General features: G+C 69.1%; 17 protein-coding genes and 1 pseudogene. 13 read left to right on the top strand and 5 right to left on the bottom strand.

The genetic code is table 11. The features are described from left to right. Window position 1: 1 nt before the first annotated feature. Complete coding sequence (gene gpmI, locus KGR00_RS11845; RefSeq protein ID WP_224418519.1) at window positions 2-1,555, bottom strand: 2,3-bisphosphoglycerate-independent phosphoglycerate mutase; 1,554 nt, start codon at window positions 1,553-1,555, stop codon at window positions 2-4. A gap of 260 nt (window positions 1,556-1,815) precedes the next feature. On the opposite strand from gpmI, the gene KGR00_RS11840 reads away from it, so the two are divergent. Genes KGR00_RS11840 through KGR00_RS11830 form a run of 3 tightly spaced genes read left to right on the top strand, consistent with a single transcriptional unit; the run spans window position 1,816 to window position 3,521 of the window. After that, complete coding sequence (locus KGR00_RS11840) at window positions 1,816-2,235, top strand: rhodanese-like domain-containing protein (protein ID WP_129139807.1); 420 nt, start codon at window positions 1,816-1,818, stop codon at window positions 2,233-2,235. 50 nt (window positions 2,236-2,285) lie between these two features. Further along, window positions 2,286-2,774, top strand: coding sequence for a protein-export chaperone SecB (gene secB / locus KGR00_RS11835; protein WP_129139808.1), 489 nt, complete (start codon window positions 2,286-2,288; stop codon window positions 2,772-2,774). 21 nt (window positions 2,775-2,795) lie between these two features. Next, entirely contained in the window at window positions 2,796-3,521 is a 726-nt protein-coding gene (locus tag KGR00_RS11830) for a 16S rRNA (uracil(1498)-N(3))-methyltransferase (protein ID WP_224418520.1), read from the top strand. A gap of 75 nt (window positions 3,522-3,596) precedes the next feature. Here KGR00_RS11830 and KGR00_RS22435 read toward each other — a convergent pair whose 3' ends face one another. Beyond that, the gene (locus KGR00_RS22435; RefSeq protein WP_275423181.1) at window positions 3,597-3,728 is read right to left on the bottom strand and encodes a hypothetical protein; all 132 of its coding nucleotides are present in this window, start codon (window positions 3,726-3,728) and stop codon (window positions 3,597-3,599) included. On the opposite strand from KGR00_RS22435, the pseudogene KGR00_RS22505 reads away from it, so the two are divergent. The 6 genes and pseudogenes from KGR00_RS22505 to ruvX form a co-directional block, all read left to right on the top strand. Continuing rightward, window positions 3,694-3,804 (top strand): annotated as a pseudogene (locus KGR00_RS22505) (RNA-binding protein); the annotation flags it as partial. The gene KGR00_RS22435 and the pseudogene KGR00_RS22505 overlap by 35 nt on opposite strands. A 125-nt stretch (window positions 3,805-3,929) precedes the next feature. Then, window positions 3,930-4,214 carry a hypothetical protein gene (locus tag KGR00_RS22500; protein ID WP_343232807.1) on the top strand — a complete coding sequence of 95 codons (285 nt, stop codon included), beginning with the start codon at window positions 3,930-3,932 and terminating at the stop codon, window positions 4,212-4,214. Between the two features lie 84 nt (window positions 4,215-4,298). After that, window positions 4,299-5,267: a glutathione synthase gene (gshB, locus tag KGR00_RS11820; RefSeq protein WP_129139811.1), complete on the top strand. Its 969-nt coding sequence runs from the start codon at window positions 4,299-4,301 to the stop codon at window positions 5,265-5,267. A gap of 15 nt (window positions 5,268-5,282) precedes the next feature. Then, entirely contained in the window at window positions 5,283-6,251 is a 969-nt protein-coding gene (locus tag KGR00_RS11815) for an energy transducer TonB (RefSeq protein ID WP_224424421.1), read from the top strand. Between the two features lie 14 nt (window positions 6,252-6,265). Further along, complete coding sequence (locus KGR00_RS11810; RefSeq protein WP_129141972.1) at window positions 6,266-6,823, top strand: YqgE/AlgH family protein; 558 nt, start codon at window positions 6,266-6,268, stop codon at window positions 6,821-6,823. Continuing rightward, complete coding sequence (gene ruvX / locus KGR00_RS11805) at window positions 6,820-7,266, top strand: Holliday junction resolvase RuvX (RefSeq protein ID WP_129141973.1); 447 nt, start codon at window positions 6,820-6,822, stop codon at window positions 7,264-7,266. The genes KGR00_RS11810 and ruvX overlap by 4 nt, the downstream gene beginning before the upstream one ends. 68 nt (window positions 7,267-7,334) lie before the next feature. Here ruvX and KGR00_RS11800 read toward each other — a convergent pair whose 3' ends face one another. Further along, window positions 7,335-8,366 (bottom strand): aspartate carbamoyltransferase, encoded by a 1,032-nt coding sequence (locus KGR00_RS11800; RefSeq protein ID WP_224418523.1) that lies wholly within the window; start codon window positions 8,364-8,366, stop codon window positions 7,335-7,337. Between the two features lie 169 nt (window positions 8,367-8,535). On the opposite strand from KGR00_RS11800, the gene KGR00_RS11795 reads away from it, so the two are divergent. Then, window positions 8,536-9,390, top strand: coding sequence for an SDR family oxidoreductase (locus KGR00_RS11795; protein WP_224418524.1), 855 nt, complete (start codon window positions 8,536-8,538; stop codon window positions 9,388-9,390). 18 nt (window positions 9,391-9,408) lie between these two features. Here the strand turns inward: KGR00_RS11795 and KGR00_RS11790 are convergent, their stop codons facing one another. Continuing rightward, entirely contained in the window at window positions 9,409-10,248 is an 840-nt protein-coding gene (locus tag KGR00_RS11790) for an IclR family transcriptional regulator C-terminal domain-containing protein (RefSeq protein WP_224418525.1), read from the bottom strand. A gap of 119 nt (window positions 10,249-10,367) precedes the next feature. Further along, complete coding sequence (gene uraD / locus KGR00_RS11785) at window positions 10,368-10,895, bottom strand: 2-oxo-4-hydroxy-4-carboxy-5-ureidoimidazoline decarboxylase (RefSeq protein ID WP_224418526.1); 528 nt, start codon at window positions 10,893-10,895, stop codon at window positions 10,368-10,370. 180 nt (window positions 10,896-11,075) lie between these two features. On the opposite strand from uraD, the gene uraH reads away from it, so the two are divergent. The 3 genes from uraH (at window position 11,076) to KGR00_RS11770 (ending at window position 13,673) form a co-directional block, all read left to right on the top strand. Then, on the top strand, window positions 11,076-11,429 hold the full coding sequence (gene uraH, locus KGR00_RS11780) for a hydroxyisourate hydrolase (RefSeq protein ID WP_129141978.1): 354 nt from the start codon (window positions 11,076-11,078) through the stop codon (window positions 11,427-11,429). Window positions 11,430-11,479: 50 nt separating this feature from the next. Next, window positions 11,480-12,763, top strand: coding sequence for a urate hydroxylase PuuD (locus tag KGR00_RS11775; RefSeq protein WP_224418527.1), 1,284 nt, complete (start codon window positions 11,480-11,482; stop codon window positions 12,761-12,763). A 154-nt stretch (window positions 12,764-12,917) separates the two neighbouring features. Beyond that, on the top strand, window positions 12,918-13,673 hold the full coding sequence (locus tag KGR00_RS11770; protein ID WP_129141979.1) for a GntR family transcriptional regulator: 756 nt from the start codon (window positions 12,918-12,920) through the stop codon (window positions 13,671-13,673). Window positions 13,674-13,755: the final 82 nt, after the last annotated feature.

The following is a 13,755-nucleotide window of genomic DNA, read 5'->3' as shown; positions in this document are numbered from 1 at the left end:
GTCAGGTGTAGTCGACCAGCACGTCGCCGGTCATCTCGGCGGGCACCGCTTCGCCCATCATCGCCAGCAGGGTCGGGGCGAGATCGCAGAGACGCCCGCCGTCGCGCAGCCGTGCCTGGCGCCGGGTGACGTAGACCAGCGGTACCTGGAAGGTGGTGTGCGAGGTGTGCGGGTTGCCGGATGACGGGTCGAGCATCATCTCGCAGTTGCCGTGGTCGGCGGTCACCAGGCTCTCGCCACCGACCGCCTCGATGGCCTCGATCACCCGGCCGAGGCAGGTGTCCACGGTCTCGACCGCCTTGACCGCGGCGTCGAAATCGCCGGTGTGGCCGACCATGTCGCCGTTGGCGTAATTGCAGACGATCAGATCGAACGTCTCGGCCTTGATCGCTTCCACCAGCTTGTCGGTGACCTCGACGGCGCTCATCTCCGGCTTTTCGTCGTAGGTTTTGACGTCCCGGGGCGAGGGCACGAGGATGCGCTCCTCGCCGTCGAACTCGGCCTCTTCGCCGCCGGAAAAGAAGAAGGTGACGTGCGGGTACTTTTCGGTCTCGGCGATGCGCAACTGCTTGAAGCCGCGGCTGGCGACCACTTCGCCCAGGGTGTTCCTGAGTTCGCTTGGCGGGAAGGCGATCGGCGCGTCGATGTCGTCGGCGTACTGGGTCATGGTCACGAAGCGGACCCGGGGCGGGGTGCGCTCGAAGCCGTCGAAGTCGGCGCTCAGGAAGGCCCGGCTCAGTTCGCGGGCGCGGTCGGAGCGGAAGTTGGCGAAGATCACGGCGTCGCCGTCCTCGATGGCCACAGGTGCGCCGTCGGGCTGGATGCTGGTGGCTTCGACGAACTCGTCGGTCTCGCCGCGCTCGTAGGCGGCGTTCAGGGCGTCCATGGCTCGCTTGGCGGTGTGACGCCCGCGGCCTTCGGCCACCACGCGATAGGCGTCCTCGACGCGCTCCCAGCGGTTGTCGCGATCCATGGCGTAGAAGCGGCCGACGACCGAGGCGATGCGCCCCACGCCCAGTTCCGCGAAGGCGGCATCGGCGCGCTCGAGGGAGGCGCCGGCGCTCTTGGGCGGGGTGTCGCGACCGTCGGTGAAGGCGTGCAGATAGATCGCCTTGGCACCGCGTGCCTTGGCCAGCGCCAGCAGCGCCAGTACGTGGTCCTCGTGGCTGTGCACGCCGCCGGGCGAGAGCAGCCCCATGACGTGTACCGCCTTGCCGGCCGCGACGGCCGCGTCGATGGCCCCGGTCAGGGCGGCATTGTCGGCGAGTTCGCCGTTCTCGACGGCCTTGGTGATGCGGGTCAGTTCCTGATAGACGATGCGCCCCGCGCCGATGTTCATGTGGCCGACCTCGGAATTGCCCATCTGACCGTCGGGCAGGCCGACATGGGCGCCGTCGGTGTGGAGCAGGCCGTGCGGGTAGCGGGCCTCGAGGGCGTCCATCACCGGGGTGCGCGCGGCGGCGACGGCGTTGTGCTCGGTCGACTCGTTGTGGCCGTAGCCATCGAGGATGATCAGTGCGACCGGACGGGGCCGGGAAACAGTGGCATCTGACATGGTGGGGCCTCGTGTTTTTGCGGTGGCGGATACCCGGGCGACGCCGACGGGTGCGGCGAGCCGGCGGGTTTCGCGACTCACGTCTCCGGATGGCATCATACCGCAGCGCGGCAGGGGCCGTCACAGCCCGTCGCGCATCCACGGACGCACCGCGATGGCTCGTGTATACTGGGCGCCGCCCGCCGGCGGGCCTCGTGCCAACGGGCCTCGAGCCCGGCGTTCGGGCCCGCGCACCGACTTCAACCAGAGCTATCCGGACCATGATCGATCAGTTGTTCGAATTCGTGCAGAACCACCCGCTGCTGGTGGGCGCCTTCGTCGCGGTGCTCGCCGCCTGGCTGGCCTACGAGCTCAAGACCGGCAACCACGGCGTTTCCACCAGCGAGGCCACCAACCTGGTCAACCGCGACGACGCCGTCATCGTCGACATCCGCGACGAGAAGGAGTTTCGTGCCGGCCACATCGCGGGCGCACGCAACATTCCCAACAACCGCCTCGACGACCGTCTCAGCGAACTCGACAAGTTCAAGGACAAGCCGATCGTGGTGGTCTGCAAGCAGGGCCAGACGGCCGGCACCGCCGTCGGCAAGCTCACCGGCGCGGGCTTCGCCCGGGCGGTCAAGCTCAAGGGCGGCATGGCGCAGTGGCAGGCCGATAACCTGCCGGTGGTCAAGAAATAACCGACGGCGCAAGCCGTTCGACGCAATCGTTTTTTCGAGGGTTACGAGACATGGCAGACGACAACAACCAGGCCGCCCAGCAGGGCGAGGAACAGCAGCTGCAGTTCTCCCTGCAGCGCATCTACGTCAAGGACATCTCCTTCGAGTCGCCCAACGCCCCGGCGGTATTCCAGCAGCCGTTCCAGCCCAAGGTCGGCCTCGATCTCAACACCGCCAGCGAACAGGTCGGCGAGAACCTCTACGAGGTGGTGGTCAAGGTCACCGCCCAGGTCTCCCACGCCGAGTCCGGCAGCACCTCGTTTCTGGTCGAGGTGGAGCAGGCCGGCCTGTTCCGCATCGCCGGGCTCGCCGGCGAGCAGCTCGACCACACTCTGGGGGCCTTCTGCCCCAACGTACTGTTCCCCTATGCGCGTGAGTGCATCGACAATCTGGTCAACCGTGGCAGCTTCCCTCCGCTGATGCTCGCCCCGGTCAACTTCGAGGCGATGTACGCGCAGAAGAAGCAGCGCCAGGCCGAAGGCAGCGAGACCACTCAGTAAGACCGAGGCGGCAGCGATCCGATGAGCGGCCCCCGCATCCATGTCGACGCCCGGCTCGAACCCGGCGCGGAACTGACGCTGCCCGACGGCGCGGCACGCCATGTCGCGGCGGTGCTGCGCCTGCGTGAAGGCGCGCGCCTGACGCTGTTCGACGGACGCGGCCAGGAGGCCGAGGCCGAACTCGTCGAGGTCGCTCGCAAGCGGGTCTCGGCGCGTCTGGTCACGGTCGCGGCGGGGCGCGGCGAGTCGCCGCTGGCGGTGCATCTCGGTCAGGCGATTTCCAAGGGCGATCGCATGGACTATGCCATCCAGAAGGCCGTCGAGCTGGGCGTGGCGGCGATCACTCCGCTCTACACCGAACACGGTGACGTGCGCCTCAAGGGCGAGCGCGAGACGAAGAAGCTCGCCCACTGGCGTGGCGTGGCGGCCAGCGCCTGCGAGCAGTGCGGCCGGGCGACCCTGCCGGCGGTGCATCCGCCGCAGCCGCTCGGCGTCTGGCTGGCGGCGCGCGACGAGGCGCTGCGCCTGGCGCTGCACCCGGCCACCGACGATGCCTGGCGACGGCGCAGCGCGGTGTCCGATGCCGCGCTGCTGATCGGCCCCGAAGGCGGGCTTTCCGAGGGCGAGGTTGCCGCGGCCGGCGAGGCCGGCTTCGAGGCGCTGACCCTCGGCCCGCGCATCCTGCGCACCGAGACCGCGCCGGTGGTGGCGCTGACCCTGCTGCAGCATCATTTCGGCGATCTCTGACTCGACACACCCGCCCGTCGCTCGCAGACTGAGCGGGCACCACTTCCTTCCTCTCCGGTATCGTCTCATGCCCCGTCATCGCTCCCCGTCGTCCCGCCCGGTTTCCCGGCCCGAAAGCCGTTCGGCGTCGGTCCGCCCCGACACGCGCCAGTCGCTGCCCGAGATCGGCGAGGTGGCGCTGCTCACGGTGGTCACGGTCAACGCCACCGGCGCCTTCCTCGACTGGGGACGGCCCAAGGACCTGCTGCTGCCGTTCGGCGAGCAGCCCTATCGCCCGGCGGTCGGCAAGTCGGTACTGGTGAAGATCAATGTCGACGACAGCGCGCGCCCGGTGGCATCGATGCGCCTGGAACGCTTCATCAGCGATGAAGCCACGGGGCTGGCCGCGGCGAGCGCCTCGCCGGCTATGTGCGGCGGGTCCGCGAGGATGGCCGTCTGGATCTGTCGCTGGCGCCCCAGGGCGGCGCACGCCGGGATCAGGCGCGTGAGCGAGTGCTCGCTGCGCTGGAGGCGGGCGACGGCTTCCTGGCGCTCACCGACAAGAGCCCCGCGGAGACGATCAAGGCCCGCCTCGGGGTCAGCAAGAGCGCCTTCAAGGAGGCCCTCGGCGGGCTCTACAAGCAGCGCCTGATCGCGCTCGAAGCCGACGGCATCCGCCGCCTCGCGCCGCCGGCGTCCGACCAGGAACGCTGAGCGGCGCGAGGCGGGCCGCTTGGTCTCCGAGCCGTGCCTGCGGCATACTGCCGGCATCATTTGCCGCCCGCGAAGAGCCAACCGATGAGTCGACGCGACCTCAGGATCGGCGTGGTGATGGACCCCATCGCCGCGATCACCTACAAGAAGGACACCACCCTGGCGATGCTCTGGGCCGCCCAGGCGCGCGGTGCCTCGCTGTACTACATGGAGCCCGAGGACCTCTACCTGGAGAGCGGCCGGGCCATGGCGCGGCTGCGCGATCTCGAGGCCTACCGCGATCCCGAGCGCTGGTACGCGCTGGGCGAGCCCCGCTCGGCGCCGCTCGCCGAACTCGACGTGATCCTGATGCGCAAGGATCCGCCGGTCGACGGCCGGTTCCTCGACGCCGTGCACCTGCTGGGCTTCGCCGAGCGCGAGGGCGTGCTGGTGGTCAACCCCACCCGGGCGCTGCTCGAGTGCAACGAGAAGCTCTTCGCCCAGCAGTTCCCGCAGTGCGTGCCGCCGACCCTGGTGTCGTGCAGCGACAAGGTGCTGCGCGCCTTTCACGCCGAGCACGGCGACGTGATCTTCAAGCCGCTGGACGGCATGGGCGGTACCGGGATCTTCCACGTCCAGCCCGAGGGGCGCAATCTCGGCGCGATCATCGAGACCCTCACCGAGCGTGGCAAGCGCCAGATCATGGCCCAGCGCTACGTCCCCGAGATCAAGGCGGGCGACACGCGGATCCTGCTGATCGACGGCGAACCGGTGCCCTATGGCCTGGCCCGGATCCCGATGGCCGGCGAGACCCGCGGTAATCTCGCCGCCGGCGGTCAGGGGCGTTCGCGCGAGCTGACCGAGCGCGACCACTGGCTGATCGAGCAGGTGCAGCCGATGATCCGCGAGAAGGGGTTGATGTTCGTGGGCCTCGACGTGATCGGCGACTACATTACCGAGATCAACGTCACCAGCCCCACCTGCGTGCGCGAGATCGACGATCAGCGTGGCACCGACATCGCCGGGCAACTGATGGACGCCATCGCCCGCCGGCTCGACGCGACCCGGCGCTGACGCGGCAGGACCGCCATGGCCACCCCGGTCACCGATCCGATCAACTATGCGCCGGTCACCCGCCGCTACCGCCAGTGGCTGGCCGCGGCCGCGGCGCTGGCGCTGCACGCGCTGGTGATCGGCGCGGTCGCCGGTCGGCAGTGGACGCCCGCGGTCGATGACACGCCGCCACCCAGCGTGTCCGTGGTCCTGACCCGGCAGCCGGCGGTCGAGCCGCAGGCCGCCCGGGCCATCGCCGCGGCGTCGCAGGCCGCCTCGGGCCCCGAATCCACGGGCCGGGATACCGATGGCGATCGCGCCCGGCCGCGGGCAGCCGAGGAACCGGCCGCGCCCGCGGCCCCCGCGACCCCGCCCGAACCGTCGCCGGCGGACGACGCGCCGGCCGCCAGCGAGCCGTCGGAACCGGCCGAACCCGCCGAGCCTCCTGCAGCGCCGCAGCCCGAAGCGCCGGCAGCGCCCGAACCGGCACCGAAGGCGCAGCCGGCACCGCAGCCCGAGACACCCCCCGCCCCTGCCGCCCCCGCCGAGCCACCCAGGGCCGAGCGCAAGACGCCGGTGCCCAGCGGCCAGTCGCTGCTCGCCCAGGCCTCGTCGAGCGTGCGCGAGCGCGGCTTCGAGGCCACCCCGGCCGGCGGCGGCGAGGCGGGCGACGCCAGCCAGCGCGGCGCCCGGCAGGCCGCCGAGGCGCGCTACATCGAGGACTGGACCCGGCGCGTCGAGACCTACGGCAACCGCTTCTATCCGGCCCCGCCGGAACTCGACGGCCAGCTGCGGATCCGGGTGGTGATCGGCCGCGACGGTCAGTTGCGCGAGGCAGAGGTGATACAATCCTCCGGAGAGCCCGAACTCGACCAGTCCGCCCTCGACACCGTGCGGGGCGCCGCGCCCTATCGACCCTTCGACAGCGGCATGGGATCGCGGGACAGCCTCACCATCACGCGGGTCTGGCGGTACGGCAAAGGCAACAACTTCGGCGTGCGTTGACGCCCGGGAGGCCCATGCAAAGCTTGCGCAATCATTTCCTGCTGGCGATGCCTCATCTCGAGGACCCCCATTTCGCCGGCAGCCTGAGCTACCTGTGCGATCATGACGACAACGGCACCATGGGTGTGATCGTCAACCATCCCCTCGAGCTGACCCTCGACGCCCTGCTCGAGCAGCTCGATATCGATGCCGACGCCTGTCCCGCCCGCGACCAGCCGGTCTACTACGGCGGGCCGGTGCATCGCGACCGCGGTTTCATCCTGCACCGGGGCAGCGCCGAGCCCTGGGACTCGAGCATCCAGGTCGCCGACGACGTGGCGCTGACCACCTCCATGGACATGCTTCACGCGCTGGCCCGTGGCGAGGGCCCGGAGCGCTTCATCGTCTGCCTGGGCTGCTGCGGCTGGGAGGCCGGTCAGCTGGAAAACGAGCTCAAGGAGAATACCTGGCTGACCGTCGAGGCTCAGCCGGGGGTGATCTTCGACCTGCCCCCCGAGCAGCGCCTCAACGCGGCGGCGGGGATCCTCGGCGTCGACCTCAACCTGCTCACCGGCGAGGCGGGACACAGTTGAGCGGCGAGCGGCTGGTGCTGGCGTTCGACTTCGGCACCCGGCGCATCGGCGTGGCGGTGGGCAACGAGCTGATCCGCCGCGCCACGGCGCTGGAGCCGCTGCCGGCGCGTGACGGCATCCCCGACTGGACGGTGGTCACGCGGCTGGTCGAGGAGTGGCAGCCGGATCTGTTCGTGGTGGGCCTGCCGATCGACAACGACGGCAGCGAGACGACCATGAGCACGCGCGCGCGCAAGTTCGGCAAGCGCCTCTACGGCCGCTACGGCAAGCCCTGCGAGATGGTCGACGAGCGCGGTTCGACCCGCGAGGCCAAGAGCATCGCCCGCGAGCGGGGGCATCGCGGCAACTACCGCGAGGAGAGCGTCGACGGCCTGGCCGCGCAGCTGATCCTGGAGAGCTTCTTCGCCGCCGGCGAGGGCCTGCCGCTGCGCCCGCTGGGCTGATCATCTTCTCCACTTCGAACGCCAACGGCCGGCCCTCTGGGGCCGGCCGTTGGCATCTTGGATGGCACTCAGAGTGTCCGGTCGTCGACGCCGAAGGTCCTGGGCACGAACCAGCCCACGTCGCGAAGGTCCCGTTCGATCAGATCCTCGACCTGAAGCAGGGTGGCGAAGATCGCCATGCGCACCGGGATGCCGTTGTCGGTCTGGCGGAAGATCGCCAGGCGCGGATCGCCGTTGAGGTCGACGTCGAGGTCGTTGGCGCCCGGCCGGCTGTCCCGCGGCAACGGGTGCATGACCACGGTGGTGGCGCTGCAGTGGCGGTCGAGGAACGCCTTGTCGACACGGAAGTTCTGCGAGACGCCGGCGAAGCTCTCCGAGAGCTCCTCGGTGAAGCGCTCCTTCTGGATGCGCGTGGTGTAGACCACGTCGAGGTCGCTGAAGTCGCTGTCGAGGCTCTCGCGCTCCTCGATGCGATGGCCGCGCGAGGCCACCAGATCGATCAGGTGGCGCGGCATCTCCAGCCCCGGCGGCGAGACCAGGGTGATGCGCAGCGGCTCATAGAGCGACAGCAGCTTGATCAGCGAGTGCACGGTGCGCCCGTACTTGAGGTCCCCGGTGAGCAGCAGATGCGCGCCGGCCAGGTGCTTGCCGAGGCGGGTGAACTCCTTGTCGATGGTGTACAGATCGAGCAGCGCCTGGCTGGGGTGCTCGCCGGGCCCGTCGCCGCCGTTGATCACCGGCACGTTGACCGCCTCGGCGAACTCGGCCACCGAGCCCTGGTCGGGGTGGCGCATGACCAGGGCGTCGCAGTAGCCGCTCATCACCCGGCTGGTGTCGTAGAGCGACTCGCCCTTGGCCATCGACGAGAAGGTGAAACCGGTGGTGTCGCAGACGCTGCCGCCGAGCCGACAGAAGGCGGCGTTGAAGCTGACCCGCGTGCGGGTGCTGGCCTCGAAGAACAGGTTGCCGAGCACCGCGCCCTCGAGCACTCGGGTGACCTTGCGGCGACTGGCGATCGGTTCCATGCGGCCGGCGACACGCAGCAGATGATCGACCCAATCGCGGGACAGGGAGTCGACGGAAAGCAGGTGGGACGTCATCGGCGTGGCCTCGCGGTCGGCTGGCGGAAAAGTTGCCCGCTAGTGTAACGGCCACGGGCGATGTCGGCACGTCGTCGATCGCTTGTCGGCCCCGCGGGGCGCTTCTATCTTGCAGTGATCGGCAGCGCCAGCGGAGTTGGCGCAATATGCACACACAGGAGTGACTGCCATGACCGATCGCAAGCAACCGCCCCAGGAGCAGGACAAGCAGCCCGGCGACGAACACGCCATGCGACCCGAGCCGGAATTCATCCGCGCCAGCTATCGCGGCACCGACAAGCTCGCCGGCAAGACGGCGATCATCACCGGCGGCGACAGCGGTATCGGCCGCGCCGTGGCGCTGCACTTCGCCCGCGAGGGCGCGGACTGCGTGCTCGCCTACCTCGACGAGGAGCACGATGCCGAGGACACCCGCGCGCTGGTCGAGGCCGAGGGGCGGCGCTGCGAGCTGATGCGCGGCGACGTCGGCGACCCCGGCTTCTGCCGCGAGGTCGTCGAGCGCGCCCGGGCGGTGTTCGGCGGTGTCAACATTCTGGTCAACAACGCCGCCGAGCAGCATGACTGGGACGACATCACCCAGATCCCCGACGAGCAGCTCACGCGCACCTTCCAGACCAACATCTTCAGCCATTTCTACCTGGCCAAGCTGGTGGTTCCGCTGATGGGCAAGGGCGATACCATCATCGCCACGTCCTCGGTCAACGCCTTCAAGGGCAACGACACGCTGATCGACTACTCGGCGACCAAGGGCGCCATCCAGGGGCTGGTGCGCTCGCTGGCGCAGTCGCTGGTGGGGCGTGGCATCCGCGTCAACGCGGTGGCGCCGGGGCCGGTGTGGACGCCGTTGATCCCGGCCAGCTTCGACGAGGAGAAGGTCGCCGGCTTCGGCGGCCAGGTGCCGATGGACCGCGCCGGCCAGCCCAGCGAGATGGGGCCGGCCTACGTCTACCTGGCCAGCGAGGAATCCTCGTACATGACCGGCCAGACCCTGCACCTCAACGGCGGGGTGATCCTCAACACCTGATCGTGGAGACGGCGGCGATCAGTCCCGATCGTCGTCGTCGGGGATCTGGCCGCCGACCTGGGTGGTGATCTCGCGCGCCGCGCGGCTGACCATGCCGCCCAGTTCCGCCAGCCGCGACTCGGGAATCCGCGCCACCGGACCGGAGACCGAGATCGCCGCCAGCGGGGCGCCGTGTTCGTCGTGCAGCGAGGCGGCCACGCAGTTGAGGCCGACGGCGTGTTCCTCGCGGTCGCAGGCATAGCCCTGGCGACGGATCTCGGCCAGGCTCTCGCGCAGCCGCGCCGGGGTGTCGAGGGTGTTGGGCGTGACCCGGTTGAGGCCGCGGCTCTGCAGGATGCGCTCGACCTCCTTGTCGGGCAGCCAGGCGAGCAGTGCCTTGCCCACGCCCGAGGCGTGCAGCGGCGCCCGGGAGCCGAGCCGGGTGATCATGCGCATCATCTGCGACGACTCGCTCTGGGCGAGAAACACCGCCATGCCCTCGTCGCGGATCGCCAGGTTGGCGGTCTCGCCGCTTTCCCGGGTGAGACGGCGCAGGAAGGGCCGCGCGGTGGCCACGAAGTCGCGCGCCTCGAGGAAGGTGTTGCCGATCTGGAAGGTCTTGACGCCGATCTTCCACAGGCCCAGCTCGCCATCGTGGGTGATGAAGCCCTGCTTGTGCAGTGCCTGCAGCAGGCGGTGCGTGGTGGAGGGGGCCAGGCCGACGATCTGGGCGATGTCGGACAGCCCCAGGCCGCTCGGCGCCGCCGCCAGCCCTTCGAGGATGTTGAGGCCGCGGACCAGTGACTGGCTGTGGCCGCCGGTGCTCTTGCCGGAGCCCGCCGGACGGCCGACTGGCTTGCGTTTGCTCTCTACTGTCACGCCCCGTTCTCCGTAATCGACTCGATCTCTGGCGAACAAGGATACACACTCCCGCCAGGACTGTCCGCCGTCACGGAAACGACTTCCATTTCTCGCGCTCGGCTCGTCGGGCGGGCGTGTCAGCGGGCGACGCGGCCCTCCAGGCGCAGCCGGGCGATGCGATGGATCTGCTCGAGGGCGGTGCGCCGCTCCTCGTCGGGCGTGTGCTCCAGGCGGCGCTCGAAGGCGGCGAGGATCCGGTGGCGGTCGCTGCCCTTCACGGCCATCACGAAGGGAAAGTCGAAGCGCGCCTTGTAGGCGTCGTTGTAGCGGTGGAAGCGGGCGAATTCCTCGGGACTGCACTGGTCGAGCCCGGCACCGGCCTGCTCGCGGGTCGAGTCGTCGGTCAGCTCGCCACGCTCGGCGGCCTTGCCGGCGAGGTCCGGGTGGGCGCGGATCACCGCCAGCTGGCGTGTTTCGGGGGCGGCGTCGAGCACCGCGGCCAGCGCCTCGCTCAGCCCCGCCGGCGTGTCATGGCGCTCGTCGAGGCCGGCATCCCAGGCCTGCTCGGCGATCCACGGGGAGTGTTCGTAGACGTCGCCGAAGCGGCGGACGAAGGTCTCGCGATCCAGCGTGCTGGGGCGGGGTTCCAGAATTTCCTCTGTCATGCGGCGCTCTCCTCGACGACGATCGGCGCCTCGCCGATCCGGTGGCTAAGATTGTATGACACGATAGACTATAAACTGTATACAAAAAAATTTTGAAATGTCGTCTACTAACCGCTAAAACTGTTTTCGTGCCTGCGGCTCTCGTCGCCGCCCGACATCTTGCTCCAGGAGACCTAGCCGATGGGACGCCTTACCACACACGTCTTGGATACCGCGCGTGGTGCCCCCGGGCGCGAACTGCGCATCGAGATCTTCCGCCTCGACGGCGAGGAGCGGGTCCGCCTCGGCGAAGTGATCACCAACGACGACGGGCGCTGCGACGCACCGCTCCTCGAGGGCGAGGCCTTCACCGAAGGCGAATACGAACTGCTGTTCCACGCCGGCGACTACCTGGACGCCCATGACGCGCCCGGCACCGCGCCCCGCTTTCTCGATCGCATTCCCCTGCGCTTCGGCGTCGCCGACGCCAGCCAGCACTACCATGTGCCGCTGCTGCTCTCGCCGTTCGGGTATTCGACCTACCGCGGCAGTTGATCCGTTACCCTCTGACGACCGATAACAATGCATAACACGAGTACTGGCTGATGGAAGCGTACCTTCTCGACTTCGGAAACATGCTGCTGCGCTGGCTGCACGTCATCGCGGCGATCGCCTGGATCGGCGAATCGATCTACTTCGTCATGCTCGACAACGGGCTGCGTACCCCCAAGGCCGCCGAGGACCGTGACAAGGGCGTCTTCGGCGAGATGTGGGCGGTCCATGGCGGCGGTTTCTATCACAACCAGAAATACGCCAGCGCCCCGGCCAAGCTCCCCGAGGACCTGCACTGGTCGTTCTGGAAAGCCTATACCACCTGGCTGTCCGGGTTCGGGCTGTTCCTGCTGCTGTACATGTCCAAGCCGGACTTCTACCTGATCAACCATTCCAGCGACTGGGCCTGGGCGGCGAATCTCGCCGGCTGGCAGGCCAATCTGGTGGCGCTGGCCTTCCTGCTCGGCGGCTGGGTGGTCTACAACGAGCTGTGCAAGCGCATCAGCCCCAACATGACCCGCGACGGGATTCTCAGCCTGGCGGTGGCGGTGATGATGATCGTCGTGGCCTACCTGAGCACGCACATCTTCTCGGGGCGCGCGGCCTTCCTGCTGACCGGCGCGGTGATGGCCACCGCCATGTCGGCCAACGTGTTCTTCTGGATCATTCCCGGCCAGCGACGCATGGTCAAGGCGATGAAGGCCGGCGAGACGCCGGACCCGCTCGACGGCAAGCGCGGCAAGCAGCGTTCGGTGCACAACACCTACTTCACGCTGCCGGTGGTGTTCCTGATGCTCAGCAACCACTACTCGTTCACCTACTCGCATCCCAATGCCTGGGTGATCATGGTGCTGTTCATCTTCGCCGGGGCGCTGATCCGCCAGTTCTTCGTGCTGATGCACAGCGGCCAGATCAAGCCGGCCTATCCGGTCGCCGGCGCGGCGCTGATCCTGCTCGCGGTGTGGGTCGCCATGCCGGTGTCCTCGATGCCGTCGGCCGACGGCGAGGGTGTCGCCTCGGCCGAGGACAGCCGGGACACGGCGAGCGCCACCCCGCAAGCGTCCGACGACGTGGCGGCTGGCGGCCAGGCGCAGGGCGGCGGGTTCGCGCATGTCGAGGGTATCATCGATCAGCGCTGCACGGTCTGCCACTCGCAGAACCCCACGAACGCCGCCTTCACCGCACCGCCGGCCGGCGTGGCGTTCGACGATGCGGCTCAGATCAAGCGGCAGATGGAGCAGATCCAGCAGGTGGTGGCCAGCGGCTACATGCCGCTGGGCAACCTGACCGAGATGACCGATCAGGAACGCCAGGCGATCGCCGCCTGGGGGCAGTGACCGCGCTTCGCGCGACGCTGCCCGACCGGCAGGACGGCCCGCCTCGGCGACGAGCGCGGGCCGTCGTCGTTGGTCCCGGGGGCGAAGTCGTCGTTGCCGGCAAGTTACGTATACAATGGTTGCATCGACGAATACTGATACGGGGATCTCGAGCATGAGCGAACGCCAGCAAGCGCCGGGCAATGCCAGCGCGGCGGCTCACGGTGAACCGGCGAAGCGCCGACGCGGCAAGAACGGCGACGGCGCGCAGCGCCACGATGCCATCTATCGCACCATCAGCGACGCGATCATCGAGCATCGCCTGCGTCCCGGTGCGCGGCTGCGCGAGGATGCCCTGGCCGAGGTGTTCGGGGTCAGCCGCACCGGAATCCGCAAGATCCTCCAGCGGCTCGCTCACGAGCACCTGGTGACGCTCACCCCGCGTCGCGGTGCCAGTGTCACCCGGCCCACCGCCGAGGAGGCGCGCGACGTGTTCGCGGCGCGCCAGATGGTCGAGTGCGGGATCATGGAGGCCGTCGCCCGGCGGATCACCGCCAACGACGTGCGCCATCTGCGTGACCTGGCCGGCCGCGAACGCCAGGCGCTCAGGGGCGGCGAGCAGAGCACCGCGATCAAGCTGTCGGCGGCATTCCACGAGTATCTGGCCCAGCTTTCCGGAAACGCCACCCTGGCGGAGTTCATCGGGCGGCTGTGTTCGCGTTCCTCACTGATTCTCGCCGTCTACGGCTCCGCCGGGCACCTGGGCTGCGAGTCCCACGACCACGACGAGCTGATCAAACATCTCGAGGCGCGGCGCGGCGAGCGGGCCACCGCCTTCATGGGGCGCCACCTCAAGGCGATCGAGGCCTCGCTGTCGATCGAGGAGGAGCAGGAGGAGACCCCCGACCTGCGCCAGATATTCGCTCTGTGACACGGCGCGTCGCCGTCCGTGCTTCCCCGTCCAGCTATGGACACCCCGCGGCACAGCGGGTAGGATACGGCGCGTCGGTGCG

The sequence above is a fragment of the Modicisalibacter sp. MOD 31.J genome, assembly GCF_020147985.1.
GTDB lineage: Bacteria > Pseudomonadota > Gammaproteobacteria > Pseudomonadales > Halomonadaceae > Modicisalibacter > Modicisalibacter coralii.
This window is presented reverse-complemented; position numbering and strand designations above follow the sequence as displayed.